Genomic DNA, 26761 nt, shown 5'->3' on the forward strand with positions numbered 1-26761 from the left:
TTCTTCGAGCACGCGCGCAGGCCGCACATCTAAAATGAGCGCGGAAGAATGAGATTCGTCTGTCATTACACCGGCCTGACTGCCGGTAAAGCTAATGGCTGGCGCACCGAGATCAGACAGGGCCATGCTCATCAACGACATGCTGATGCGCTCACCGGTTGTTAACAACATATCCAGTTCGCGGCGGTTGGGATGCGGGCTTACTTGATAAGCCGCCTTAATTAGTTCGTCGGTCGTCTTACCCATTGCTGAAACGATCGCCACGACGCGATGACCACGGTTGTGCAAATCGGCGAGACTCCTCGCAACCGCGCGGATTTTTTCCGGGGTCTCTAGACAGACGCCGCCGTATTTTTGCACGATGGTCGGATTGTTGCGCATTTACTTGCGACGGTAACTGTATGAGCGGTGGCTTGATGTTCGCTTCGCTCCGCCGGATAGTTTCATGCATCTACCTCCAGAATTGCTTGCGGTCCGCGCAAAGATTGGACCACCCCCTATCGAAGTTCGCGACGTTTTCTCCGCGCGTCAGCGCGTCTCTGAGGTTCTGAAAATAAATAGGCTAGTGCACGTGGTTACCCGCGTACCTCTCCGCTCATCGCCTCTCACAGCTCTCTCCAAGTATTCGATACAACAATCTATTTCTTGGCGGAAGATTGGCGGTCACGACAAGATCGGCTGGTAACGCTAAAAGTTCTGCCGACCCGAAAAAATCCCTAAGTGAAAGTGGGGCCGGTCCGTAGGGAGAGAGGCGCTGAGGAATCGGCTACCCCCCACCCTCCCAATCTCGGCGGCTCGACCAGTGGCCTTTAGTATTTAATTCCTGGATTTTGCGCTCGGTGGGATTTCCCGATCGATCGGAACGGTCCTCACTTGCCGCCGCGAAGGCGTCGTCAATACCGTGCTGGTCGGCCTTCGCGGCTTGGTCGGACAACTCTATCGCGAAGACAACGCACATAAAGTGCGTCGTGGTCTGGCCGGACGGATCAAACAAGGCTTGGCTGGAGGCGGCCTGACATACGGATATGCCGCGATCGCCGGAAGAAGGGGCGAGCGCGTTATCATCGAGGCCGAGGGACAAATCATTCGGCGCATCTTCCAGGAATACGTCGAGGGTCGAACCCCTCGCGAAATCGCGCACGATCTCAACAAGGACGGGGTATCACCTCCGCGAGGCCGAGCATGGAATGCCTCAACGATCAACGGCAACCTTGAGAGGGGGGCCGGCATCCTGCAGAACGAGCTCTATGTGGGACGTCTCGTTTGGAACAAGGTCAGGATGGTGAAAGATCCTGACACGGGAAAGCGACTGTCACGCCCCAACCCGCAGAGTGAGTGGCAGGTTGCTGACGTGCCGCATCTTGCAATTATCAACCCCGAACTGTTCGCGGCGGCTCAGAAACGCAAAGAAGTGCGCGGTCATACTCATCCTAGCCATCAACGTCGGCCACGCCGGATGCTCTCTGGTCTGCTCCGTTGCGGTTCGTGCGGCGCCGGCATGTCGACCAATGGCAAAGACAAATCGGGGCGCGTTCGCATTCGCTGCTCAGCAGCGACAGAGAGCGGCACGTGCCCGGACGCAAAGACTTTCTATCTCGAAACGGTTGAGAGCGCTGTTCTCAGCGGACTAAAGGCCGAGTTGCGAGCACCGAAGGTTATTGCGGAGTACGTGCGTACTTATCTCGAAGAGCGAAATCGCCTCGCAATCACCTCGAATGCAAAAAGGCAGCATCTCGAACAGCAACTCGCGCAATTGAATCGGGAAATCGAACGACTGGTAGATGCGATCGCGAAGGGGCACGGCGATCCATCCATTCTCGGTCCGCGATCGACCGCCCTCGGTGCCGAACGCGAGCGCATATCTGAAGAGTTGCGGAGTGAACCGCCGGCCGCAAAAGAGGTCGCGCTGCATCCAACTATTCTCAAGCGATATGAAGAACAGCTAGGTCGGCTCGAGGAGGCGCTAACGAAGGGTATCAGTTCGGGCGACGGAGAGGCCGCCGAGCCATCAGAGACCTGATCGACACGGTCACCGTCTTCCGAGATCCATCACGCCTCGGTGGCGTAAGGGTGGAGATATCAGGCCGATTGAACGCCCTCTTGGGGGAAAAAGCTTTCCCAAACCAAGTCAAAGGGGTGTGGGGAAAGATGGTAGCGGGAGAGGGACTCGAACCCCCGACCCCAGGATTATGATTCCCGTGCTCTAACCAGCTGAGCTACCCCGCCACAGGGTCGCGAGGGCCGAATAAGGCCGATCTCACGAACGCGCGGCATATAAGGAAGGGGGCGGCGGGCTGTCAAGCAAAGTGGTCCGCCTTCCGCCTGCGCCAAGGCTCCGGCGGGATAAGTCGCGGGTGGGTGGAAAAGCGGCTGATTTCGGCGCCGGATTCGCTCGTTTTCGGGCACCGGACTCGTGGAGAGTCCCCCTCACCCGAAATCCGCGCTTTCGCACGGATTTCGGCCTCTCCCCGCATCCGCCTTCGCCAAGGCTTCGGCGGGACAAGGGCGGGGAGAGGCGAAAACAAGGGCTATTTCGGCCTGACCGTCGGGTCGCCGCCGGGGCTGCCGGGGGGCGGGATGACCGGGGTGTTGGCGCCGGTGTCAGGGGCTGGGGCGTGCATGTCGGGGTCGACGCCGGCGGGCGGGCAGAGCACGCCGTCGGATCTGGCGAGCCTGTCGCCGAGCGGTTCCCGGGACTGGCCGGTGGTGGTGCCGTCGGGCACAGCCGCGCGGTTCGGCCGGTCCTGCGGCATGCAGTTGGCCGCGTGCTGCGGCGATGGCGGCGCGGTCGCTTGCGGCGGCGTCGCAGGGGCGGGCGGGGCCTGCGCGATCGCGGCACCGGAGGCGGCGATGACGAGGCTCGCGAAGAGGAGCTTTGATGTCCTGCGCATGGGAGGGAAACGCACGGGTCGGGCCGGATGTTCCAGCCTCAAGCGCGATGTGATCGGGGTTGAGGTCGGCGCGAATCAAGATTCGATCGCCGCCGCGAACTCGGTGCACCTCTCCCGCTTGCGGGGGAGGTCGGCACGCAGTGCCGGGTGGGGGCTTTCTCCTCTCGCGAGATATCGCTGGTGGAGAGAGCCCTTCCCCCTACCCTCTCCCGCAAGCGGGAGAGGGGGCGCACCGGCGGCCTGGCGGCGCGCCGGGCTCATCGCATCACGATTTGACGTAGCGGATCAGCGAAAAGTGGCCCATCGGCGGCATCGGGCGGCGCTCGGCGAGCGTGATGCCGCCGTGTTTGGCGGCCCAGTCGACCAGGCGCTGCCACGGGAATTCCGGGCGCCAGCCGAGGCGGCGGGCGAGCGGGGCGAAGGCGAGCTCGGACAGCTTTCGCAAGCCCTTCTCGGCGCCGATGTGGTTGACGAGGATCAGCTCGCCGCCCGGCTTGAGCACGCGCACGAACTCGTCGAGCGTGCCTTCGGGATCGGGCACGGCGGTGATGACATATTGCGCGACCACCGCGTCGAAGAGGTTTGCGGGGAAGGCGAGGTTCTTGGCGTCCATCACCGAGAGCACCTCGACATTGCTAAGCCTGAGCGCGCGCACGCGCGCCTGCGCCTTGCGCAGCATCGGCTCGGAGATGTCGACGCCGCAGATTTTCGTGGTGCGCGAATAATCGGAGAGTGAGAGCCCGGTGCCGACGCCGACGTCGAGGATGCGGCCGCCGATGCGGTCGGCCTCGGCGATGGTCGACTGCCGGCCGGCGTCGAACACCTTGCCGAACACGAGATCGTAGACCGGCGCCCAGCGGCCATAGGCCTTCTCGACCCCGGCCCGCGAGATGTCTGCTGCCATGCCCCCTGCCCTTACGCGAATCTTTATAGAGAATTGATCGTTGGTGAAATCAATGCCAGCCCTGCGCGAGGTCTAGCGCCTCTCCCGCTTGCGGGAGAGGTCGGCACGCAGTGCCGGGTGAGGGTTCTTTCCGCTCGCGAGATATCGCGTGTGGAGAGAACCCTCTCCCCAACCCTCCCCCGCAAGCGGGAGAGGGGGCGCACTTCCGGTGTCGCGAGAGTGCGATTCAATCTCGTCATGATTAGCCGCGCACGGCTTCGGCGAGCGGCCGCGCCGTGCTGCTTGCGGCTTTCGCGGCGGCGCTCTGGATGAAGCCGCCGCCGAGCACGCGCGCCTGGCCGGTAGGAGCGTCGTAGAATACGCAGGCTTGGCCCGGCGAGACGCCCTCCTCGCCGGCGACGAGCTCGACTTCGTAATGGCCGCCTCCGCCGCGCAGCCACGCCGGCTGCGGGCTGCGGGTCGAGCGCACGCGCACGAACATTTCGAGGCCAGAGCCGATGGCGCGATCGATGTCGCCATCGCCGATCCAGTTGACGTCGCGCAGCACGATGCGGTGCATCTTCAGCGCATCGCGCGGGCCGACCACGACGCGGCGGTCGGCTGCGTCCAGCCGCACCACGAACAGCGGCGCGTGAGCGGCAATGCCGAGGCCGCGGCGCTGGCCGACGGTGAAATTGGCGATGCCGTTGTGCCGGCCGAGCACGCGGCCGTCGAGATCGACGATGTCGCCGGGGTCCATCGCGTTCGGCCGCAGCCGGGTGATGATGTCGGTGTAGCGCCCCGTCGGCACGAAGCAGATGTCCTGGCTGTCGTGCTTGTCGGCGACCGCGAGGCCGAAGCGGCGCGCGAGCTCGCGGGTCTCGGGCTTGGTCATGTCGCCGAGGGGAAAGCGCAAATAGTCGAGCTGCTCCTGCGTGGTCGCGAACAGGAAATAGCTCTGGTCGCGATCGGCGTCCGCAGCGCACACCAGCGCGCGCGAGCCGTCGTCGCGACGGCGCGAGGCGACGTAATGTCCGGTGGCGAGCGCGGTGGCGCCAAGCTCGCGCGCGGTCTTCAGGAGATCGCGGAACTTGACCGAGCGGTTGCACTCGATGCACGGCACCGGCGTCTCGCCGAGCGCGTAGCTGTCGGCGAAATTGTCGATGACGGACTCGCGGAAGCGGTCCTCGTAGTCGAGCACGTAATGGGGAATGCCGAGCTTGGCGGCGACGTCGCGGGCGTCGTGGATGTCCTGGCCGGCGCAGCAGGCGCCCTTGCGATGGGTCGCGGCGCCATGGTCGTAGAGCTGCAGCGTGATGCCGACGACGTCATAGCCTTCCGCCTTCAACAGCGCAGCCGTCGTCGAGGAATCGACGCCGCCCGACATGGCGACAACGACCCTGGTGTCCTGCGGACGGCCTTCGAGATCCAGACTGTTGAGCATGGGTTTTGCGAGTTTGACGGCGGCGTTCGGCGATCCGCGATGTAATGCCTCTGATCGGGACATCGGCGGTCCCGGGGAACTCTGGTTCCTCGGGGGCTTGCCCGGTCGAAAGCGGCTGAGAGCGATCCTTTAATATAGGCGCCATTCCGGTGAAGCAATCGCGCGGGCCAAAAGCTTAGGGCAATTCTTGCCGGGGAGGCAGAAATGGCGGGGTCGCGGAGGGCCTCGCGGCGCCAGGCCAGATTCGACAAATAATTGATTTTACTTGCCAAAATTCCTTTTGGCGGGGCTGGCCCGCTCCTTGCTACCCCTTGTCCGAAGATGTTTCCAAGGGGTTTTCCGTGGTCGGTCGGACGTCAGACATAGCAGCCAGCGTGCAAGTCCAGAGCGCGCAGCCAAAGCCTGCCCGGTCGCAGAGCTCCAAAGACACGTCCCCCAACGACTCCTTCGGCTCGCTGGTCGACAGCAACACCCAGGCGATCAGCAACAGCGCGGCCGCGCAGGCGCAGGACACGGCGCCGCGGCGGACCGACTCCGCCCCGGACAAGGGCCCGCGCGACACCTCCTCGACCGACGCCTCCTCGCAGAGCAAGGCGAGCGACGACGACACCGGCACGTCCGCGCCCGCCGCCGACGACACGACCGCCGATCCGGCCAAGGCGAGCGGCAAGACCAAGGACAAGTCCGCAGCCTCCGACACCAAATCGGCGGACACATCCGACGAAACCAAGGGCGACAAGACCGACGGCACCGACGGTCTCACCGCCGCAATAGATGCCGCGGCGACCGCGCAGACCGATGCGACGCAGACCGCCGTGCCTGATCCGAACGCGATCATCGTTGCCGCCCCCGTGGTGCCGGTCGATCCGAACGCGGCCGCGAACCAGGCCGCCAGCACGGCTTCTTCGCCGCTGACGATTGCGGCCGCCGGCATCGCCGCCAGCGCCTCGACCGCGGCGCAGATCACCGGCGCCAAGACCGATACCGCGACGCCCGGCGACAAGAGCGCCAAGACCGCCGGCGCCAAGGTCGATGCGGACACCACGGCGACGCTTGCCGGTGCCGCGACCGGCACAACCGACGGCACGGCCACCGATGCCAAGACGAATACCGGGCTGATCGCCGCCGTCGACCAGGGCACGCCAAAGACCTCGTTCAAGGCCGCCGCCACCGCGCAGGCCGACGTCGCCAATATCGGCCAGGATTCGGGCAAGACCGACGCGGCCGCGACGGTGCAAACGCCTGCGACCGCGGCCAATGCCGCCGCGCATCCGCAAGCCGCCAAGCCGCAAGCCGACGCGGGCGCGACTGAGGCCAAGGCCGGCGCCTCCGATCGCGCCGCGGATGCGACGCCGGCTGCGCCGACCACGCACGCGCATGCCGGCGCCCAGGCCGCCGTCACGGCGACGGACAACAGCGCGCAGGCGGCCTCCGCCGTGCAGGCGCCGCTGACCAATACGACCTCGGCTGCGACCGCCTCCACCGCAACGCTCACCGCGACCGCGGCAACCAGCGCCGCCGTGTCGCTCAACGGCGTGCCGATCGAGATCGCGGCTGCCGCCCGCGCCGGCAAGACCCGCTTCGACATCAGCCTCGATCCGGCCGAGCTCGGCCGCATCGACGTGCGCATCAATGTCGACCGCAACGGCCAGGTCACCTCGCATCTCACCGTCGAGAAGCCGGAAACGCTGTCGATGCTGCGGCAGGACGCGCCGCAATTGCAGCGCGCGCTCGACGACGCCGGCCTCAAGACCGGCAGCAACGGCCTCTCCTTCAGCCTGCGCGACCAGAATTCGTCGGGGCAGAACTCCGGCCAGAACAACGACAATGGCGGCAACGCCCACCGCTTGATCATCAGCGACGAAGATGCAAGCGCCGCGGCGCCTGTGGGGCGCAGCTACGGCCGCATGCTCGGATCGAGCAGCGGCGTCGACATCAGAGTGTGAGGAGTATTCGCAAATGACCACCACGAATGCCGCCACCGCCCCGACGCCCGTCTCCGGGACGACAGACCTCCCGAAATCCTCCTCGTCGAACTCGCTGAGCTCGTCCACGGGATCGACGCTCGCCGGCAACTTCCAGACCTTCCTGACGCTGCTGACGACGCAGCTGCAGAACCAGAACCCGCTCGATCCGCTCGACACCAACCAGTTCACCCAGCAGCTGGTGCAGTTCGCCGGCGTCGAGCAGCAGCTCAAGACCAACGATGCGCTGTCCCAGCTCGTCACCCTGCAGCAGACCACGCAGGCGACCCAGGCGCTGGGCTTCGTCGGCAAGACCGCCCTGGTCGACGGCTCGACCGCGACCATGACGAAGTCGTCGGCGACTTGGCATCTCAACGTGCCGACCGACTCGACCGTCGACATCACCGTCGCCAATTCCAGCGGCCAGACCGTGTTCACCGGCAAATACACCGCCGCCGCCGGCACCGACATTCCCTTCACCTGGAACGGAATGGGCAATGACGGCACGCAATGGCCCGACGGCAAGTACACGATCTCGGCCACGGGCAAGGATGTGGCGGGCAACAATGTCGGCATCGCCGCGCAGGTGCAGGGCGTGGTGTCGTCGGTCGACCTGACCCAGTCGCCGCCGCTGCTGACCATCGACGGCGTCAGCTACACATTGAGCCAGGTGAAGAGCATCATCGCCACAAGCAGCAATTGAGGCTGGCGCCCACGCAGACGGTGTCGTCCTGGCGAAAGCCAGGACCCATAGCCACCGAAATTCGCTATAGCGCGAGGACGTGACCCCGAGTCTTCGCAGGAACTACATCCTGGGGTAATGGGTCCTGGCTTTCGCCAGGACGACTGTTGAGGGCCTGGCAGCGTCGCGCGCGGGCCTCGTTTGTTAGTAAAGTATTTACGAAGACCCGCTCGGCCGGCTCGGATCATGGTGTCCAGCCCGCCGGGGCGGCTGTGTTCCAGCCATTTTCAACGAGAATTGTATTGATGCCTTAGGCTTAGCGGATTTTTAAGCCGCCGCGCGTACGGTTATGGCGTGAGTTCAGTGGTTGAGAGTTTGTGAGTACGCCATGACAGAACCCCATCGCCCGAGGGTAAAATACGTCATCGGGCCGGACGGTAGTCCGTTGACGATCGCGGATCTGCCTGCACCCGGCACGAAACGCTGGGTCATCCGCCGCAAGGCCGAGGTCGTCGCCGCCGTTCGTGGCGGGCTCCTGTCCCTCGAGGAGGCCTGCAGCCGTTACACCCTGACGGTCGACGAATTCCTCTCCTGGCAGTTTTCCATCGACCAGCATGGTCTTGCGGGGCTTCGCACCACCCGCATTCAGCAATATCGCCAGTAAGCGATCCGGAAATCTGCGGCTTTTGACGAAAATCGGCCTCGCCCCGCGAGGCCGATTTTTTTCATGACGCTACTTTTGTCCCGGTTCTTAACCTTCGTTAACCATATCGAAACCATCACCTAGGCAATAATTGCCCAGTCGGCCTTTCCAGGGAAAGCAGCCGAATCTTCTGGGGCGGTTGCTTGCAAGGTCTTGCGGACTTTCTGAAGGGTATCGGCGCCGCCCGGTTCGGGGCGATGATCGCGGTCACCGCCGCGCTCATCGGCTTCTTCGCGTTCGTCATCATGCGCGTCACCACGCCGCAGATGACGACCCTGTTCACCGACCTCAGCGTCGAGGATTCCTCGGGCATTATCAAGGACCTGGAGCGCCAGGGCATCCAGTTCGAGCTGCGCAATGAAGGCAGCATCATCATGGTGCCCAAGGACAAGGTCACCCGGCTGCGGATGAAGCTCGCCGAGGGCGGCCTGCCCAAGGGCGGCGGGGTCGGCTACGAGGTGTTCGACAAGTCGGACGCGCTCGGCACCACCTCTTTCGTCCAGAACATCAATCACCTCCGCGCGCTGGAGGGCGAGCTCGCCCGCACCATCCGCGCCATCGACCGCATCCAGGCCGCCCGCGTCCACCTCGTGCTGCCCGAGCGCCCGCTGTTCGCGCGCGAGGCGCCGGAGCCGTCGGCCTCGATCGTGGTCCGGGTCCGCGGCTCGCTCGAAGCGCAGCAGATCCGCGCCATCCGCCACCTCGTCGCCTCCGCCGTCAACGGCCTGAAGCCGCAGCGCGTCTCGATCGTCGACGAGGCCGGCCAGCTGCTCGCCGACGGCGCCCAGAGCGATCCGGACCAGCAGATCGGCGACGAGCGCCGCACCGCCTTCGAGAAGCGGATGCGCAAGCAGGTCGAGGATATCGTCTCCTCCGTGGTCGGGACCGGGCGCGCCCGCGTCCAGCTCTCGGCCGATTTCGACTTCAACAAGATCACCCAGACCTCGGACAAGTTCGATCCCGAGGGCCGCGTGCTGCGCTCGAGCCAGACCCGCGAAGAGCAGAGCATGACCGCCGACAACAACGGCCAGGTCACCGTCAACAACGAGCTGCCCGGCAACCAGCAGAACGGCGGCGTCGCCGCCAAGGACCAGAGCAAGAAGAGCGAAGAGACCAATAATTACGAGATCTCCCGCACCACCAAGACCGAGGTGACCGAGGCCGGCCGGGTCAACCGCATCTCGGTCGCCGTCCTGGTCGACGGCATCTACTCCAAGAACGAGAAGGGCGAGCAGGCCTATCAGGACCGCACCAAGGAGCAGCTCGACCGCATCGCCACCCTGGTGCGCTCGGCGATCGGCTTCGACCAGAAGCGTGGCGACCAGGTCGAGGTCGTCAATCTGCGCTTCGCCGACGCGCCATCCACCGCTCCGATCAGCGAGTCGGGCGGCTTCCTCGGCATGCTCCAGTTCACCAAGGACGACGTCATGTACTTCGTCGAGCTCGGCGTCATGATGCTGCTCGGCCTGGTCGTGCTGTTCATGGTGATCCGGCCGCTGGTCAAGCGCATCCTCGCCTCCGACGAGGTCGCCGCCGCCATCTCCGGCGTCCTCAGCGGCCCCGCGGAGGAATCCACCCCGGCCGCCAGCGGCCAGCAGCTCCTGCCGAACGGCACCGCGAGCGCGATCGACGTCGCCACCATCCAGGGCCAGGTCCACGCCCAGTCCGTTCATCGCGTCGGCGAGCTCGCCGAGCGCAACCCCAACGAAACCGTCGCCATCATCCGTCAATGGCTGAGCGAACCGGCGAAATGATCCGAGAAGTGAACTGACATGGCCGCAGCCCTGCAAAACGCCAACAGCAACGACATCACCAGCGTGATCTCCACGCTCGGCCAGCGCGCCAACACCCGGGCCAAGGACGGCAAGCCGGCCGAGCAACTGGTCGGACCGAAGCGTGCCGCGATCCTGATGCTGGCGCTCGGCGAGCAATATGGCGGCAAGATCTGGGGGCTGCTCGACGACGACGAGGTGCGCCAGCTCTCGCTGGAGATGTCGACGCTCGGCACCGTCGAGGTCGACACGGTCGAGGACATGCTGCTCGAATTCGTCTCGCGCATGTCGGCTTCGGGCGCGCTGATGGGCAATTTCGACGCCACCGAGCGGCTGCTCCAGCAGTACCTGCCGCCCGAGCGCGTCAACGGCATCATGGACGAAATCCGCGGTCCCGCCGGCCGCAACATGTGGGAGAAGCTCTCCAACGTGCAGGAAGAGGTCCTCGCCAACTACCTCAAGAACGAATACCCGCAGACCATCGCCGTGGTGCTGTCGAAGCTGAAGTCGGAGCACGCCGCCCGCGTGCTCGGCATCCTGCCCGAAGAACTCGCGCTCGACGTCGTCAACCGCATGCTGAAGATGGAGGCGGTGCAGAAGGAGGTGATCGAGAGCGTGGAGAAGACGCTGCGCACCGAATTCATGTCCAACCTGTCGCAGACCCGGCGCCGTGACGCCCACGAGGTGATGGCGGAAATCTTCAACAATTTCGACCGCCAGACCGAAACCCGCTTCATCACCTCGCTGGAAGAGGACAACCGCGAATCCGCCGAGCGCATCAAGGCGCTGATGTTCACCTTCGACGACCTCGTGAAGCTCGATTCCGGCTCGGCCCAGACCCTGATGCGCAACGTCGACAAGGACAAGCTCGGCGTCGCGCTCAAGAGCGCCAACGAGGACGTCCGCAACTTCTTCTTCGGCAACATGTCCTCGCGCGCGGCCAAGATGCTCCAGGACGACATGGCGGCGATGGGCCCCGTGCGCCTGCGCGACGTCGACGAGGCCCAGGCGCTGCTGGTCAACCTCGCCAAGGACCTCGCCGCCAAGGGCGAGATCATGCTGACCAAGAACCGCGCCGACGACGAGTTGGTGTATTGATGGGAGCTCCCGCAAAATTCCTGTTCGATACCGACTTCGCCGCGCCCGACCGGACGCGCGAGAAGGCCGCGACCGCGGCCGAGATCGCCCAGAAGGTCGCGGAAGCCGAGGCGCGCGCCTATCAGGACGGCTTTGACGCCGGCCAGCGCGAGGCCAAGACCGAGAGCGACCGCCGCGTCGCGCTGGCCATGGAAGAGATCAACATCGCGATCCGGGGCGTCGCCTCGGGCATCGGCAACATCGAGACCAAGATGGAGACCGAGGCGGTCGAGGTCGCGGTGGCGGTGGCACGCAAGCTGTGCGCCGATCTGGTCGCCGCCGAGCCGCTCGGCGAGATCGTCGCGCTGGTCAAGGACTGCTTCTCGCACCTGGTCGCGACGCCGCATCTCGTCGTCCGCATCAACGACGCGCTGTACGACGCCGCGCGCGAGAAGATCGAGCGGCTGGCCAAGCAGAGCGGCTTCGAAGGCCGGCTGGTGATCCTGGCCGAGCCCGAGATTGCGACCGGCGACTGCCGGATCGAGTGGGCCGATGGCGGCGTCGTGTTGGAGCGCGGCGCCATCTCGGCCAAGGTCGATGAACTCGTCGGACGCTATATCGCGTCCCGCAGGGGGAACTAAGCCATGAGCGACACCGACGGACAGGTCCCGCTGCCCGACCTCAACGGCCCGATGCCGCCGACCGGCACCGACGTCGGCTACAACGAGGACGAATACGCGTCGCGCGTCGCCGCCGACCTCGAAGCCGTCTTCGACGTGCCGGTGCAGGTCTCGGCCGTGCTCGGCCGCTCCAAGATGGACGTCGGCGAGCTGTTGAAGCTCGGACCCGGCACCGTGCTCGAACTCGACCGGCGCGTCGGCGAGGCCATCGACATCTACGTCAACAACCGTCTCGTCGCCCGCGGCGAGGTGGTGCTGGTCGAGGACAAGCTCGGCGTGACCATGACCGAAATCATCAAGACTGAACGCGGTTGATTGTTTTGAGCATGATCCTCTCGGAAAACCGCTTCGCACTTCTCCGGATCATGCTGGCGCAAACACAGGGAATGACGCGCGGCAGCGCGTACAGACGGACAGGAGACTGACATGCGGCTTCTCATCGTTGGCACATTGAAGGGCCAGCTCACCACCGCCACCAAGATCGCGATGGAGAACGGCGCCACCGTGACCCACGCCGAGGATCACGACCAGGCGATGCGCGTGCTGCGCGGCGGCAAGGGCGCCGACCTGCTGCTGGTCGACGTCGCCCTCGACATCCGCGACCTCGTGATGCGGCTCGAGGCCGAGCACATCCACGCCCCGATCGTCGCCTGCGGCATCACCAACGACGCCCGCGCCGCGGTCGCCGCGATCCACGCCGGCGCCAAGGAATACATCCCGCTGCCGCCGGATCCGGAGCTGATCGCCGCGGTGCTGGCCGCGGTCGCCAACGATTCCCGCGAGCTGATCTATCGCGACGAGGCGATGGCGAAGGTCGTCAAGCTCGCGCAGCAGATCGCGGGCTCCGACGCCTCGGTGATGGTCACCGGCGAATCCGGCACCGGCAAGGAAGTGCTGGCGCGCTACGTCCATACCCGCTCGGCGCGTGCCAAGCGCCCGTTCATCTCGATCAACTGCGCCGCGATCCCCGAGCACCTGCTGGAGTCCGAGCTGTTCGGCCACGAGAAGGGCGCCTTCACCGGCGCGATCGCCCGCCGCATCGGCAAGTTCGAGGAAGCGACCGGCGGCACGCTGCTGCTCGACGAGATCTCGGAGATGGACGTTCGCCTGCAATCGAAACTCCTGCGCGCCATCCAGGAGCGCGTGATCGACCGCGTCGGCGGCACCAAGCCGGTGCCGGTCGACATCCGCATCATCGCGACCTCGAACCGCAATCTGGCGGACGCCGTGCGCGAGGGCACGTTCCGCGAGGACCTGCTGTTCCGCCTCAACGTCGTGAACCTGAAGATCCCGCCGCTGCGCGAGCGCCCCGCCGACATTCTGGAGCTGGCCCAGCACTTCGTGAAGAAATACGCCGACGCCAACGGCGTGCCGCTGCGCCCGATCTCGGCGGAAGCCCGCCGCGTGCTCTCCAGCAACCGCTGGCAGGGCAACGTCCGCGAGCTCGAAAACACCATGCACCGCTCGGTGCTGATGGCGCAGGGCGACGAGATCGGTCCCGACGCCATCCTCACGCCGGACGGCGACCGCCTCGACCTCGCCAAGACGGCACCCGCGGTCGCGCATGCCACATTCGCCGCCGAGCAGGTGACGCGCGCCCTGGTCGGCCGCACGGTCGCCGACGTCGAGCGCGACCTCATCCTGGAGACGCTGAAGCACTGCCTCGGCAACCGGACCCATGCCGCCAACATCCTCGGCATCTCGATCCGCACGCTGCGCAACAAGCTCAACGAATACGCCGACGGCGGCATCCCGATCACACCCGCCGGCACGCCCGGTGAATACCCGCGCATGCCGATGGTGGGGGCGTAGGTCACTACACAGACGCTAAAGGACGCGAATGCCCGGGCTTGGCCCGGGCATTTTCCTTTTGAGGAGAACGCAACCAGTCACCACACAATAGGTGTCGTCCCGGCCTAGTGCGCAATTGCGCACGGGGGGCCGGGACCCATAACCACAGGGAGGAGTTTGGCGAAGACCCGTCGCTCGGTACTCCAACCGCCTACAATCGATAGATCGCGCGGTATGGGTCCCGGCCTCCGCCGGGACGACGATGAGGAGATATCGCGTTCCTACCCTATTCTTGCTCCGACTTGGCCGCGCCCGCGCGGGGCCTACTTGCCCGGCGGTACGTAGGTGCTCACGAGTTTGGAAGCCTTTTCCGCGATGCTCTTGAACTCGCTCATCTTCCAAGCGCGTACGGTTTCGATCTTGGAGACGGCGCCAGCCGCAGCGGCCACCATTCCAATCGCAATGGCATCGGCGCCGTCAGGAAACTCCGTGACGAGCACTGCATCGTGTTGACCAGTGGTCATGAAAGCTCCCTGGAGCTTCCCACCGGCCTTCTCGACCAGCGCGCCGATGGCCGATGTGCGATCGGTCGGCTTGTCGACCATTCCCTTGATACCGGCATTTGAGTATGAGACGTACGAGATGAACAACGGCATGTTTCTCTCCGTTGAGGTTACACCGGTGACAATGTCGTCCTAGAAAAGACGCTCTGAAACGAGAGCAAGGCACCGCCTGCCGACGGCATGCGAGCTGCCTTGAAAATCGAGCTACGGACTTCGGCACGTCCAACTGGCAGCTTGCGCCGACTATAGCCGACTCCACACTACAGCGCGAACGGTAAGCCAAGCCTACCCATTCGGAACGCCACTGTTCTGCTGGCCAGGAAACATCTGCTTCTCGGTTGAGCCGCGTGCGGCGAGTGAAGCAGTTCACAACCAAACCACATCAAGATCGCTAGAGTCACAAGCAGCGCGACGCGATGTCGGTCAGAGCCGCATCGACCTCGCGAAACGTCCTTCACATCGAAAGGGCACGCCATGAAATGCTCCTCGTGGACCATCTCCCGCTTATCGCTGATTGTAACGCTGATCGCAGTCTCGGCGTCGTTGGCACGCGCTGACGTGATCATGGACTGGAACGCAAAGGCCGACGCGATCGCTACCGAGAAGCAAATTCCTCCAGCGCCCCACAGCCGCGTCTTGTCCATGATGCACATCGCAATGTTCGAGGCGGTCAACGCGATCGACCGCCGCTACGCGCCATACAAGATCTCCCTGCCCGCGGACCGTTCGACGTCGCGGGAAGCTGCTGCGGCAGTTGCCGCTCACGACGTGCTGCTGTCGATCTATCCAGACCTCAAGCCGGACCTGGATGCGACGCTGACGAATTCTCTGGCGCCGATTGCCGACGGCGAGTCCAAGATCGCCGGCGTCAACCTCGGGAAAGAGGCCGCGATGCAGATCATCGCGCTTCGTGCGAATGACGGCAGCGCCGCTCCGGAAACTTACCGGCCCCTGACGACACCGGGCGCCTACGTTCCGACCACCGTTCCGCTTTTCTCAACCACGGGCGCGACGACGCCCTGGGTCATGGCTTCCGGATCGCAGTTTCGCCCCGGGCCCCCGCCGGCACTTGGTTCAGAGATGTGGACCCGGGACGTCAACGAAATCCGCGAGGTCGGCAACCGAAGCAGTACAACCCGGACGCCGGAGCAAACGACGATCGGCCGATTCTGGTTCTTTGTCGGTGCCCGCACCTACAATCCGATCGTGAGGCAGGCTGCAATGGCCAAGGGCATGGATCTCGTCGACTGCGCCCGGCTGTTCGCGTTGACGTCAATTGCCGGCAACGACGCCCTCGTCGCCGTGTTCGACGCAAAATACCATTACAATCTCTGGCGGCCGATCACCGCCATACGCAACGCCGACCTGACGTCGAATCCGGCAACGCCTCGCGACCCGTCCTGGCTGCCGCTGGGGGAAACGCCGATGCATCCGGAATATCCCTGCGCTCACTGCATCACCTCGGCGGCGATTGCGACCGTGCTCCAGAGCGTCGTTGGAGATTTCGGCGAGTTCTCGCTGACCAGCCCCACGGCACCAGGTGTCACGCGCAAATGGTCGCGGCTCCAGGACTATAGCGACGAAGTCTCCAACGCCCGCATCTGGGCCGGCTTTCACTACCGGTTCTCGACCGAGATCGGCAAGGACATGGGCCGGAAGATCGGTGCGCTGACCGTCGCGACCCAGCTTCGCGGTGTGGAAGCGATGGCGGAGCCGAGGCGTTAGGGCTGCTGCCGGTTGCACGCATGCGCGCCCCGTCATCCTCGCTGTCGTCCCGGCCTAGTGCGCAATTGCGCACGGGGGGCCGGGACGACGCTGAGGAGGTATTGCGCTTCGAACCTCGGCATAGCCGAGCCGCGTTCGGCGACTATGTCCACCGCGTTCCAGGCCCTATAACCCCGCGTGAGAACCACGCGAGGGTAAAAATGTCTGAAGCTCAAATCACGGACTGGCTGGCGTCGCAGCGGCAGGCGATGATCGATCTGCTGCGCGATGTCGTGAACATCGATTCCGGGTCCTATGACAAGGACGGCGTCGATGCGGTCGGGGCGCGGTTCGAGCGGCATTTTGCCGAGCACGGCATTCCGTTCCGGCGCGAGGCCAACGCCACCTTCGGCGATGCGATCCATGCCGACGTGGCAAAGCCCGGGAGCAACGAGAAGCCGGTGCTGTTGATGGGGCATCGCGACACCGTGTTCGGCAAGGGCGAGGCCGGGCGGCGTCCGTTCACGATCCGCGACGGCCGCGCTTATGGGCCCGGCGTTGCCGACATGAAGTCCGGCCTCGTCATGAACGTGTTCGTGGCGACCGCCTTCCACAAATTCGGCGGCAGCCCGCATCCGATCAAGCTGCTGATCACCTCGGACGAGGAGATCGGCTCGCCGTCGTCGCGCCCCGTGATCGAGCGCGAGGGACGCGCCGCGCGCGCGGTGTTCAATTCCGAGCCGGGCCGGCCGACCGGCAACGTCGTCACCGGGCGCAAGGGCGGCATCTTCATGCATGTCGCCATCACCGGCAAAGCCGCGCATTCCGGTGCCAATTTCGCCGCCGGCGTCAGCGCGATCGGCGAGCTCGCGCACAAGATCGTGCAGATCCACGCGCTGACCAATCTCGACAAGGGCATCACGCTCAATGTCGGGCTGGTCACGGGCGGCCAGTCCGTCAACACCACGGCGCCCTCAGCCGAGGGCCAGATCGACCTGCGTTACGTCGACCCGGCCGACCGCGCCACCGTGATGGCCGCGATCGAGAAGATCATCGCGACCTCCTACGTGCCGGGCACGAGTGCGACGCTGACGATCAAGGGTGAGTTCGTGCCGGTGGTGCAGAGCGAGGCCTCGAAAGCGCTGTTCGAAGGCTATCAGGCGGCTGCAAAACAAGCGGGCCTCACCACGCTGCAGGGCGAGTTCTCCGGCGGCTGCGCCGATTCCGGCTTCACCGCCGCGGTCGGCACGCCGACCATCTGCGGCCTCGGACCGGTCGGCGGGCTCGCGCACACGCCGGAGGAATATCTCGAGCTCGACAGCATCGTGCCGCGCGCGCAGGCGCTGGCGCTGGCGATTTTGAGGGGGTGATCCCCGTCATTCCGGGGCGACGCGCAGCATCGAACCCGGAATCTCGAGATTCCGGGTTCGCGCTTACGCGCGCCCCGGAATGACAGTCGCGAGCTTCACGAATAACTCGGCGCGTCGGGTTTGCGGAAGATGTGGATGGGATCGCCCGGGACTATCGGCTGCCCGGTGAACATCGCATAGGCGAAGAGCGCGAGATAGGCGATCGCCAGCGCACCGACGGCGTAGAAGGCCCAGGTCGCGACGCGTTTCATCTTCCGCTCCATGGCCGTCCCGGATGGGCGGCTCAGGGCGCTTCTAGAGCGATGATGCGGAAAAGGCCAGCCTGAGCGACGCCTCTTTGCGGCGATCAAATGCCGCGCCGGGTGCGCGCGGGAACGCTGACGTCCGCGAGCTTTGCCGCGTCTTCGTCCTGATCGACCGCCACATATTGACCGTGCCAATAGGCCAGCGCGGCGGTCCGGGTCGAGCTCCTGATGTCCCTGACGCGGCCGATGACGATGCCGTGCGAATGCCGCTCGACGATCTCCTCGACCTCGCAATCGACGGCCGACAACGCACCGACCAGCAGCGGAACGCCCGAGACGGCCGTCACCCATTGGGCGCCGGCAAAGCGATCGGCGCCCTTCAGACCGCCCTTGCCGGCGAAGCGCTCGGCGATGTCGAGCTGGTCGGCATTGAGGATGTTCACGCCGAAAGCGCCATGGCGCCGGATCAGCGGGAAGGACGAGGCGTCGCGATTGATGCTGACCAGCAGCGTCGGCGGATCGACCGACAGCGAGGCCACCGAGGTGACCGTCATGCCGGTGATGTCCCGGCCCCGTCCGGCGGTGATGACGCTGACGCCACCGGTCAAATGGCGCATGGCGCCGCGGAAATCGGCGGACGAGACGGGGATTTCGGTCATGAGATCGCGAGGCACTACATTCATGGCGTGGTCCCCGAAGCGGGGTTCCCTCTATTTAGGTACGATCGTCCGCCGACAAAAGGTGGCTCAGGATCGAGCCTTCGAGGCCCGCGAGCTCGGCCGAGCCGCGCGCGCGGGGTCGGGTCGCGTTAACCAAGACATCGTGGGCGATGCGGCCTTCCTCGATCACCAGCACCCGGTCCGCCAGCGCGACCGCCTCGGAGACGTCGTGGGTCACCAGGATCGCGGTAAAGCCCTGGTCGCGCCAGACCCGCTCCAGCAGCCGCTGCATCGAGATCCGGGTCAGCGCATCCAGCGCGCCGAGCGGCTCGTCGAAGGCGAGCACGCGGGGACGGGAGACCAGCGCGCGGGCGAGCGCGACGCGCTGCTTCTGGCCGCCCGACAGCACCGAGGGCCATTGGTCGCGCTTGTCGGCGAGCCCGACTTCCGTCAGCGCTTTCTCCGCGCGTGCGTGCGCATCGCTGGACGAACGATCACGGCCGAGGCCGACCTCGACGTTGGAGAGAACGCGGGCCCAGGGCAACAGCCTCGGCTCCTGGAACATCACGCGGATAGCCTCGGGCTTGACCGCGTCGCCGAAGCTGACGCTGCCGGCGTCGATCTTCTCCAGGCCAGCGATCAGGCGCAGCAGCGTGCTCTTGCCGCAGCCGCTTTTTCCGACGATGGCGACGAACTGGCCGGCGGGGATGTGCAGGTCGATGCCGCGCAGCACCTCGTTGTCGCCGTAGGATTTGCGCAGACCCCGGATGCCGAGCGGCAGGCCGCTGGACTGCACCGGCTGCTCCTCGCGCACGACGCGAGCATGCGGCGCGAAGTTGGCGCGGCTGGCGAGCTCGGTTTCGGGAAGGGAGGTCCGAAGGGCTGTCTGCATGTCACTCTCAACGTTTCTGGAAGGCGGGGTGCCAGGAGAGCGTCAGACGCTCCAGCACGCGGGAGGCGCTGTCGGCGAGCTTGCCGAGCAACGCGTAGATCAGGATCGAGAGCACGACGACGTCGATCAGCATGAACTCGCGCGCCTGCATCGCCATGTAGCCGAGGCCGGAGGAGGCCGCGATGGTCTCGGCCACGATCAGGGTCAGCCACATGATGCCGAGGGCAAAACGGATGCCGACGAAGATCGAGGGCAGCGCGCCCGGGAAGATCACCCGGCGGAACAGCTCGCCGTCGGTCATGCCGTAGATGCGGCCCATCTCGATCAGCTGGGGATCGACGGTGCGGATGCCGTGCAGCGTGTTGAGGTAGATCGGGAAGAACACCCCTAACGCCACCAGGAACAGCTTTGCGCTCTCGTCGATGCCGAACCACAAGATGACCAGCGGGATCAGCGCCAGATGCGGCACGTTGCGCACCATCTGGAGCGTGGTGTCGGTGAGTCTTGCCGAGAGCTGCGACAGGCCGTTGGCGAGCCCGAAGGCGAAGCCGATGCTGCCGCCGATCAGGAAGCCGATCGAGGCGCGCCAGAACGAGACCCAGATGTTGCGCACGAGCTCGCCGGAGAGCAGCAGCTTCCAGCCGGCGAGCGCGACGTCGCTCGGCGCCGGCAGCACCCGCGTCGGCACGAAGCCGGTGACGCTCGCCACCTGCCAGATCGCGATGATGGCAAGCGGCACGATCCACTGGACCAGGCCGCCGACGCGCGGCAGCCGGAAGCTGCGCGGGAGCGAAACGCTGTCGATCAGGCTCATGATTGCGACACCTTGTGCTGCGGCCGGAAATCGCTGCCGACGGTTTCACCAAAGGGCCCGCCGTTGAAGTGCAGCTTGGTCACGTTAGAAGGCTGCTCCAGCGAGAGCAGCGGGAAGACCAGCTCGGCAAAGCGATAGGCCTCCTCCAGATGCGGGTAGCCCGACATGATGAAGGTATCGATGCCGATATCCTGATACTCCCTGATGCGCGCGGCGACGGTCTGGGCGTCGCCGACCAGCGCCGTGCCGGCGCCGCCGCGCACGAGACCGACGCCGGCCCAGAGATTGGGCGCGATCTCGAGCTTGTCGCGCTTGCCGCCGTGGAGCTGCGCCATGCGCTGCTGGCCGACCGAGTCCATGCGCGCAAAGTTCTTCTGCGCAGTCGCGATGGTCTCGTCGCTGACATGCTTGATCAGCTCGCCCGCCGCGCGCCAGGCCTCGTCATTGGTCTCGCGGACGATCACGTGAAGCCGGATGCCGAAGGAGAGTTTTCGGCCGCGCGCGCCAGCGACCTCCCTCACCTTCGCGATCTTCTCTGCAACCAAGGCCGGCGGTTCGCCCCAGGTGAGATATTTGTCGACGGCGTCGACCGCGACGTCGATGCCGGCGTCCGACGAGCCGCCGAAATAGAGTGGCGGACGCGGCGACTGCACCGGCGGGAACAGCAGCTTGCCATCCTCGATGTGGATGTGCTTGCCCTCGACATTGACGGTCTTGCCCGCGAGCAGGTCGCTATAGACGTTGAGGAACTCGCGGGTGACCTCGTAGCGCTCGTCGTGGGCGAGGAAGATGCCGTCGCCCTTGTTCTCGACGGGATCGCCGCCGGTGACGACGTTGACGAGGAGCCGGCCGCCAGTGATGCGGTCGAGCGTCGCGGTCATGCGCGCGGCCACGCTTGGCGATTGCAGGCCGGGCCTGACCGCCACGAGATAGCGCAGCCGCTCGGTGAACGGCGCGACTGAGGAGGCGACGATCCAGGAATCCTCGCAGGATCGACCCGTCGGCAGCAGCACGCCGTAATATCCGAGCTGGTCGGCGGCTTGCGCGACCTGGCGCAGATAGTTGAAGTTGACCTCGCGRCCGCCGATGCCGGTGCCGAGATAGCGGCCGTCGCCGTGGGTCGGCAGGAACCAAAGGATGTTGCTCTTGCTCTTGGATTGGCTCATGGATGTGCTCCTAGCCGTAAGTGGTGCCGACCGCGGCGGCGACGATGCCGATCGACATGACGATGGCTGCGATCACGCGTTGAACGATGCGCCTCATGTTCAAACCTTTTGAAACGGGGAGATTGGTGGGCACGCTCAAGCCGCCGGGTTGCGCCAGACGATGTCACGAATGACGATCGGCTTCGGGATCAGGCCGAGCTTGTAGAAGCGGTCGGCGACGCCCTGCTGGGTCGCGACGATGTCGTCGGTGACGGGACCGACCACGAAGTTCGAGCGGTTGGCGGCAATGGTCTGGATGTCGAGCGGGATGCCGGTGACCGCGGCCAGCGATTTGGCGACCTCGTCGCGGTGCTGCTCGGCCCATTTTGCGGTCGCGGTCGTCACATCGACGATCTGTTGCAGGATGGGGCCGTGGTTCCTGGCGAAATCGCGGTTGGCGATGTAGAAGGAGTTGGTCTTGGTGACCTCGCGCGCATTGATCAGGATGCGGCCGCTCTGCTTGGTCTCGCCGATCGCGAAATACGGATCCCAGATCGCCCAGGCCTCGATGCTGCCATTGGCAAACGCAGGGCCGGCATCCGGCGGCGTCAGATAGACCGGGGTGATGTCGGCATAGGTGAGGCCCGCCTTCTCCAGCGTCTGCACCACGATGTTATGAGCGCTGGAGCCCTTGGTGAAGCCGATGCGCTTGCCTTTCAGCTCGGCGATCGCGCGGATCGGCGAATCCTTGGGCACCAGAATGCCCTGGCCGTTGGTGATGGGCTGGCCTGCGGCATAGACGATCGCCGCGCCCGCGGCCTGGGCGAACACCGGCGGGGAATCGCCGACGGCGCCGTAATCGACGCTGCCGACATTCATCGCCTCCATCATCGGGGGACCTGAGGAGAATTCGACCCATTTCACCTCGATGCCTTGCGATGCGAAATGTTTTTCTAGAGCAGCCTGCTGGCGCGTGATGACCAGCACGCCGTTCTTCTGGTAGCCGATACGAATTTCCTTCACCGCGCCTTGCGCGCTGGCGGGCGAGGCGAACGCAGCGGCGGCCGCAGTTCCAACGGAGAGTTTCAAGAAGTCGCGACGCTGCATTCCAAGCTCCCGGCCGCCTGCGGCCGTTATTCCTTTGCGTTACGGGAATGATGGGGCGGGTTGCCAGAGGTGTCGAGACGCGCGGAAAAATAGCGATGCGAGCACTGCACTTGTGGCAGCGCGCATGATTAATCTTTCAAGCGGCCGCGATGATGCAGGGAGAATTTTTCCGCACGCGAATGTGAGAGCCGCACGCGTTCGGCGTCAAGACTCGCGGCCGGAACCAAAAACCGCGAAAACAACCCCATGCACAGTAAGCCGGGGCGTGCAAAAACAAGCACTTGCGCATTATCCGAAGTTCGTTTGACTCGTCGGGCAAAACAGGAGCAAGATGGCATCATGGCGATGTTCGGGATGGACGGTCCCTCGCCGTCCTAGTGCCGCCACCACACCGGCAGGTTCTGCAGCCCGCGGAACGCCCAGCCGCCGATCCGCACCGGCTCGTCGTCGGCGATCTCGATGCGGCCGGCGCGCGCGAATACGGTCGGCAGCGCGACGTCGGCGATCATCGCGCGGGAGGCCCAGGCGCCGGCGCAGAAATGCGGACCGGCGCCGAAGGCCACGCTCTTGCTGACGTCGCGCCTGATGTCGAACTGATCGGCACGCGCAAAATGCTTCTCGTCGCGATTGGCGGAGCCGAACATCAGGAACACGCGCTCGTCCAGCTCGAACGAGACGTCGCGAATCGTCCACGGCTTTGCGATGCGCCGCGGCGACATGCCGATCGGCGAGATCCAGCGGGCATATTCCTCGAAGGTCTGGAGCCAGGAGACCTCGCCCTTGCGCACGAGATCGAGCTGGTCGGGATGGCTGAGCAGCGCCCACACCGTGCCGGCGATGGCCTTGCGCGGCTCGTTCTGGCCGCCTGAGATCGCGAGTTTTACGTTTGCGCGCACGCTCTCCATTGGCATGCCCGAAGAGAGGAGGACGCCGAGGATGCTCTGGTCGGGATGCTTGCGCATCACCGGCAGGATGTCGTCGATTGCCGCGTCGATGCCCGACGTCGCGGCGTGGCAGCGCGCCTCGACGGCGGGATCGCCGGTGTAGTTGGCGATGCCGTCGATCATGCCTTGCGACCACGCGTCCATATCCTCAAAACGGATGTTGGTGAGGCCGGTGATCGACTTCAGGCATTCGCCGGAAAACGGCAGCGCGAAGTCGCGCATGAAATCGATCCGGCCGGGTTCGATGGCATCGATGATGCGGTCGGCATGGGCCTGAAACTGCGCGGTCCAGTAGCCCTTCACCGTCTTCGGCGACACCGTCGGAAACATCGCGCGCCGCTCGACCTGATGCGCCTCGCCGTCCTTGCGCATCATGTTGTGGCCCATCAGCCGGTTCATGAGGCCTGCGGGCTGGTGCGAGGAGAACACGTCGATCTGCTTCTCCGAGATCGAGATGTCGTCGCGGCTCGTCAGCAGCGTCGAGCCGAGCTGCGGCACGAAGGCGATCGGCGCCTCCTTCCGCATTGTCGCAAGCATCGGATAGGGGTCGGCCCAGAACGCGGCCGGGTCGACGTCGATGCGCGGCGCGGTGCTCAAGCTTCGCTCCCTTGCTGTGTCGTGCCAAGACTACCGCCTTCAAGGGCCGCCGTCTGTCCCCAGCGATTGGGACAGGTCGCATTGAGGCGTGCCCGTATAAGTCGGGTACGCGCAGCGACGGTGCAACGCTTCAAATCAGCAGGTCATGAGGCGCAGGTACAATGGCGTGATGCGCATCGCTATTGCCGTGGTTGGCCGCGTGTTCGTCCACTCCCGGAGAGACTATTTTGAGGATCATCTCGAGGGCCTCTCTCCGACCGAGCGGAACGCGCGAATCGAGCCGATGATCAAGCTCATTAATCTCAACGACGTCGACGAAAGTGGAGGGAGCTGCCTCGCCATCGAAGCGGAACGCCGGTTCGCCCGTCTCGGATACAGCGTTAGCCGGCTGTGCGGCTTCTGATACGATCGCAGCAGATGGCACAGCCTGCTGCGGGTTGCCGCCGGTTGCGACGCTCGGTTCGACGATCTCGGCTACTTCCGGYGCATTTTCAGAGGTTGAGTGCCCGGAGTTTCCATGTTCCACACCGCCTGGTTCTGCCGGCTTCYCTGACCCTGGCGAAGCGTCCGRAGCCGGAGCGTGATGCTCGGCACCATTGCCGACGCCGTTGCCTGGTACGGAGCCGGCTTCAGCCAACTCCGTGGCTGCCGCCTTTGCKGASCYTGGCTCCGAAGCGTGCTGCGAATGACCGCGGCCCGCGCTGGCGGCCGTCGCGAGGCCCGGATCGATGTTCTCKGCTGCTTCCGGYGCRTTTKCMGAGGTTGAGTGYCCGGAGTTTCCATGTTCCRCRCCGCCWGGTTCGGCCGCCTTCGCTGACCCTCGAGAAGCGTCCGAAGCCGGAGCGTGATGCTCGACGCCATTGCCTGGTACKGAGCCGGCTTCAGYCRACTCCGTGGCTGCCTTTGCRGASCCTGGCTYCGAAGCGTGCTGCGAATGRCCGCGGCCCGCGYTRGCGGCCGTYGCGAGGCCCGGATCGATGTTCTCGGCTGCTTTCGGTGCGTTTGCGGAAGTTGGGTGCCCGGAGTTTCCATGTTCGCCGCCCGGTTCTGCCGGCTTCGCTGCCCGTCGCGAAGCGTCCGAATCCGGAGCGTGATGCTCGACGCCATTGCCGACGCCGTTGCGTAGTCCGGAGCCAGCTTCAGTCGACTCCGTGGCTGCCGCCTTTGCAGACCCTGGCTCCGAAGCGTGTTGTGAGTTGCCGCCGCCCGCGCTACCGACCGCTGCGATGCCAGGACCTGTGTCTACGTTGATCGGCTCACTCTTCAATGGGAGATTTCCAACTGCCGTAACCGTCGCGCTATGAGCAGGCTCGATTGATGATACGTGAGCCGACACGCCAGCCGCATCATCGCTCTCTTCCGTTGCATCCGCCGGATCGCCAATGAAGGTTCTGGACCTCGTCGTCCCCTCCAAGCCGGCCCGAGTCGGCCCAAAGTGGAATCTCCAGCCGTCGTCGGCCAGAATGTTCCAAACTCCAGCGGTTGCGAGTGTGCTCTCGCTCGCCCCGATGCTGGGATGGTCATTGTCCGTACTCAGAACAGTCTGATCGAGAGCGTTCGCCGATAACAGTGCTTCCTGGAGCTTCTCTTGGGTGATAGCGACAGTTGCGCCTTCTCCCCGGGCGACGAAATCCGACTCCGCGATGGATACAATCCCCTGCAGGTGGATTTCCAGCAGGCCGCGATCCCCGATATCAAGAGCACGATCGGTCGGATTCATATAGACGATCGTTTCGTTGTTTGCGGAGTTGTAGGTCCAGGCGAGGGTATGTGGCGGTACAGACTTGCTTGCTGCTGTCATATGCAGCCACGCAAGCGCGCCGAAAGCCGCAAGATTGATCCTGCTCGCCCCAGATGCGAAATCGAAGGCAGAGTAGGAAGAGCCAGAATTGGAATCGACCCGTGAGCGATATGCAACGTTTTCATCACCGTTGCCGCCCATCAGTTGATCGCGGCTATATCCGCCAATACTGGCATCGTGACCAGCGTCCGCTAAACCGACAGGTTTTTGGAGGGTGTCACCCGCGGCGCCATGACTCACTTGGCCCCGATCGCCATCTCCAGCGACGCGTTCGTTTCCAGTGGTCACCACCGCGGAAGGCGGGCGGGAATCGTGCGAAGGGAAACCCAGGGCTGAGTTGTCTACATGATTAGCGTCAGCATTGGTGATCGCGGCCAGTTTTGTGGTCGCATTCTCTGCGGCGACACCCACGAAGCTGTCGATCGACGCGTGACCCGCGTGATGCGGCTGCACGGCGAGATGGGGGTCGTTCAGAGCGTAGATCAGCGCACCGGCGAGAGTGGCGAAGGTGCCATCGGAAGTAAGCCGCGGGAATTGATGTTCCGGGGTGGGGTCACCTCCAACCTGTTTGTCGCTGGTTCCTCGCAATAAAGGCGCAGGAAGATTGGGCGTGCTCGATCCAATCGAACCGTAGTCTTTCCACGGTTTCCGGCCTGCAGATTGCTCAGCCGCGCGCAGCGCTTCCGTTGCCGCCACCGGATTCGTGACTTGGCTCAGCTTGGCAAAAAAGTCCCTCTCGGTGAGCGGGGGCGTCTCGCCGGACTCCCAGACGATGAGGTGCCGGACAATAGCTTGTTTCCAGAGCTCATATCCGGCGTGCTCTCCAGCGTGGCCAATGCCGTTGTCTTCCGGAACGACGTCGTTCGCTTCGGACGCCTTGAGTTCGTCCGCAACTACGAGCGCCAGAAATGCCAGCGAGAGCGTGCCGAAGCCGGAGGAGCGTTGTAACAACGCGATGGCAGCGAGCACAGTTCTGTTGGCAACTTCAAGCTTATGAAAAATGTTGTACAGGTGTATTTTGACTGTCCCTGGC

25 protein-coding genes and 1 tRNA gene are annotated in these 26761 nt (G+C 64.8%); 11 read left to right on the forward strand and 15 right to left on the reverse strand.

Annotation, left to right across the window (positions count from 1 at the left end):
- Positions 1–381: amino acid kinase family protein (locus ACXJMY_RS35035; protein ID WP_456623919.1), on the reverse strand; the 381-nt coding region annotated here is incomplete at its 3' end.
- Between the two features lie 520 nt (positions 382–901).
- Here ACXJMY_RS35035 and ACXJMY_RS35040 point away from each other — a divergent pair.
- Positions 902–2020 (forward strand): recombinase family protein, encoded by a 1119-nt coding sequence (locus ACXJMY_RS35040; protein WP_456623920.1) that lies wholly within the window; start codon positions 902–904, stop codon positions 2018–2020.
- A 129-nt stretch (positions 2021–2149) separates the two neighbouring features.
- On the opposite strand, the gene ACXJMY_RS35045 is transcribed toward ACXJMY_RS35040, so the two are convergent.
- From ACXJMY_RS35045 to mnmA, 4 genes are all read right to left on the reverse strand, one after another.
- Positions 2150–2226 (reverse strand) — tRNA-Met (locus ACXJMY_RS35045).
- Between the two features lie 302 nt (positions 2227–2528).
- Positions 2529–2891 (reverse strand): hypothetical protein, encoded by a 363-nt coding sequence (locus ACXJMY_RS35050; RefSeq protein WP_456623921.1) that lies wholly within the window; start codon positions 2889–2891, stop codon positions 2529–2531.
- 265 nt (positions 2892–3156) lie between these two features.
- Positions 3157–3795, reverse strand: a complete 639-nt coding sequence (locus ACXJMY_RS35055; protein ID WP_456623922.1) for a class I SAM-dependent methyltransferase — start codon at positions 3793–3795, stop codon at positions 3157–3159.
- 241 nt (positions 3796–4036) lie between these two features.
- Positions 4037–5218 (reverse strand): tRNA 2-thiouridine(34) synthase MnmA, encoded by a 1182-nt coding sequence (gene mnmA / locus ACXJMY_RS35060; protein WP_456623923.1) that lies wholly within the window; start codon positions 5216–5218, stop codon positions 4037–4039.
- A gap of 341 nt (positions 5219–5559) precedes the next feature.
- Here mnmA and ACXJMY_RS35065 point away from each other — a divergent pair, with 341 nt between their 5' ends.
- The 8 genes from ACXJMY_RS35065 to flbD all read left to right on the forward strand — a co-directional run bounded on the left by ACXJMY_RS35065 (position 5560) and on the right by flbD (position 13908).
- Positions 5560–7164 (forward strand): flagellar hook-length control protein FliK, encoded by a 1605-nt coding sequence (locus ACXJMY_RS35065; protein WP_456623924.1) that lies wholly within the window; start codon positions 5560–5562, stop codon positions 7162–7164.
- A 13-nt stretch (positions 7165–7177) separates the two neighbouring features.
- A complete protein-coding gene (locus ACXJMY_RS35070) occupies positions 7178–7885 on the forward strand; it encodes a flagellar hook assembly protein FlgD (RefSeq protein WP_456623925.1) in 708 nt (235 codons plus the stop codon).
- A gap of 367 nt (positions 7886–8252) precedes the next feature.
- Positions 8253–8528, forward strand: coding sequence for a CtrA inhibitor SciP (sciP, locus tag ACXJMY_RS35075; protein WP_002714638.1), 276 nt, complete (start codon positions 8253–8255; stop codon positions 8526–8528).
- Between the two features lie 182 nt (positions 8529–8710).
- Complete coding sequence (gene fliF, locus ACXJMY_RS35080; protein WP_456623926.1) at positions 8711–10321, forward strand: flagellar basal-body MS-ring/collar protein FliF; 1611 nt, start codon at positions 8711–8713, stop codon at positions 10319–10321.
- An 18-nt stretch (positions 10322–10339) separates the two neighbouring features.
- The gene (gene fliG, locus ACXJMY_RS35085) at positions 10340–11437 is read left to right on the forward strand and encodes a flagellar motor switch protein FliG (protein ID WP_456623927.1); all 1098 of its coding nucleotides are present in this window, start codon (positions 10340–10342) and stop codon (positions 11435–11437) included.
- Positions 11437–12057 carry a FliH/SctL family protein gene (locus ACXJMY_RS35090; RefSeq protein ID WP_456623928.1) on the forward strand — a complete coding sequence of 207 codons (621 nt, stop codon included), beginning with the start codon at positions 11437–11439 and terminating at the stop codon, positions 12055–12057. The genes fliG and ACXJMY_RS35090 overlap by 1 nt, the downstream gene beginning before the upstream one ends.
- 3 nt (positions 12058–12060) lie before the next feature.
- The gene (fliN, locus tag ACXJMY_RS35095) at positions 12061–12411 is read left to right on the forward strand and encodes a flagellar motor switch protein FliN (protein WP_456623929.1); all 351 of its coding nucleotides are present in this window, start codon (positions 12061–12063) and stop codon (positions 12409–12411) included.
- Between the two features lie 111 nt (positions 12412–12522).
- Positions 12523–13908: a sigma-54-dependent transcriptional regulator FlbD gene (flbD, locus tag ACXJMY_RS35100; RefSeq protein ID WP_456623930.1), complete on the forward strand. Its 1386-nt coding sequence runs from the start codon at positions 12523–12525 to the stop codon at positions 13906–13908.
- 302 nt (positions 13909–14210) lie between these two features.
- On the opposite strand, the gene ACXJMY_RS35105 is transcribed toward flbD, so the two are convergent.
- Positions 14211–14543 carry a GYD domain-containing protein gene (locus ACXJMY_RS35105; RefSeq protein WP_456623931.1) on the reverse strand — a complete coding sequence of 111 codons (333 nt, stop codon included), beginning with the start codon at positions 14541–14543 and terminating at the stop codon, positions 14211–14213.
- A gap of 549 nt (positions 14544–15092) precedes the next feature.
- On the opposite strand from ACXJMY_RS35105, the gene ACXJMY_RS35110 reads away from it, so the two are divergent.
- Both ACXJMY_RS35110 and ACXJMY_RS35115 read left to right on the forward strand, forming a co-directional pair.
- A complete protein-coding gene (locus ACXJMY_RS35110) occupies positions 15093–16175 on the forward strand; it encodes a vanadium-dependent haloperoxidase (protein WP_456623932.1) in 1083 nt (360 codons plus the stop codon).
- Between the two features lie 200 nt (positions 16176–16375).
- The gene (locus tag ACXJMY_RS35115) at positions 16376–17524 is read left to right on the forward strand and encodes a M20 family metallopeptidase (protein ID WP_456623933.1); all 1149 of its coding nucleotides are present in this window, start codon (positions 16376–16378) and stop codon (positions 17522–17524) included.
- Positions 17525–17619: 95 nt separating this feature from the next.
- Here ACXJMY_RS35115 and ACXJMY_RS35120 read toward each other — a convergent pair whose 3' ends face one another.
- The 9 genes from ACXJMY_RS35120 to ACXJMY_RS35160 all read right to left on the reverse strand — a co-directional run.
- Entirely contained in the window at positions 17620–17775 is a 156-nt protein-coding gene (locus tag ACXJMY_RS35120; RefSeq protein ID WP_456623934.1) for a hypothetical protein, read from the reverse strand.
- Between the two features lie 95 nt (positions 17776–17870).
- Positions 17871–18452, reverse strand: coding sequence for a flavin reductase family protein (locus tag ACXJMY_RS35125; protein ID WP_456623935.1), 582 nt, complete (start codon positions 18450–18452; stop codon positions 17871–17873).
- Between the two features lie 31 nt (positions 18453–18483).
- Positions 18484–19320: an ATP-binding cassette domain-containing protein gene (locus ACXJMY_RS35130; RefSeq protein ID WP_456623936.1), complete on the reverse strand. Its 837-nt coding sequence runs from the start codon at positions 19318–19320 to the stop codon at positions 18484–18486.
- Positions 19321–19327: 7 nt separating this feature from the next.
- Positions 19328–20134 (reverse strand): aliphatic sulfonate ABC transporter permease SsuC, encoded by an 807-nt coding sequence (ssuC, locus tag ACXJMY_RS35135; protein ID WP_456623937.1) that lies wholly within the window; start codon positions 20132–20134, stop codon positions 19328–19330.
- Positions 20131–21300, reverse strand: a complete 1170-nt coding sequence (gene ssuD, locus ACXJMY_RS35140) for an FMNH2-dependent alkanesulfonate monooxygenase (protein WP_456623938.1) — start codon at positions 21298–21300, stop codon at positions 20131–20133. Before ssuD ends, ssuC begins: the two co-directional genes overlap by 4 nt.
- Positions 21301–21310: 10 nt before the next feature.
- The gene (locus tag ACXJMY_RS35145; protein WP_456623939.1) at positions 21311–21433 is read right to left on the reverse strand and encodes a hypothetical protein; all 123 of its coding nucleotides are present in this window, start codon (positions 21431–21433) and stop codon (positions 21311–21313) included.
- A 2-nt stretch (positions 21434–21435) separates the two neighbouring features.
- Entirely contained in the window at positions 21436–22386 is a 951-nt protein-coding gene (locus tag ACXJMY_RS35150) for a sulfonate ABC transporter substrate-binding protein (protein ID WP_456623940.1), read from the reverse strand.
- Between the two features lie 374 nt (positions 22387–22760).
- Positions 22761–23927, reverse strand: a complete 1167-nt coding sequence (locus tag ACXJMY_RS35155; RefSeq protein ID WP_456623941.1) for a cytochrome P450 — start codon at positions 23925–23927, stop codon at positions 22761–22763.
- Positions 23928–24057: 130 nt separating this feature from the next.
- The coding region (locus ACXJMY_RS35160; RefSeq protein WP_456623942.1) for a LuxR C-terminal-related transcriptional regulator at positions 24058–26761 on the reverse strand (2704 nt) is incomplete at its 5' end.

The organism is Bradyrhizobium sp. P5_C12, assembly GCF_054049735.1.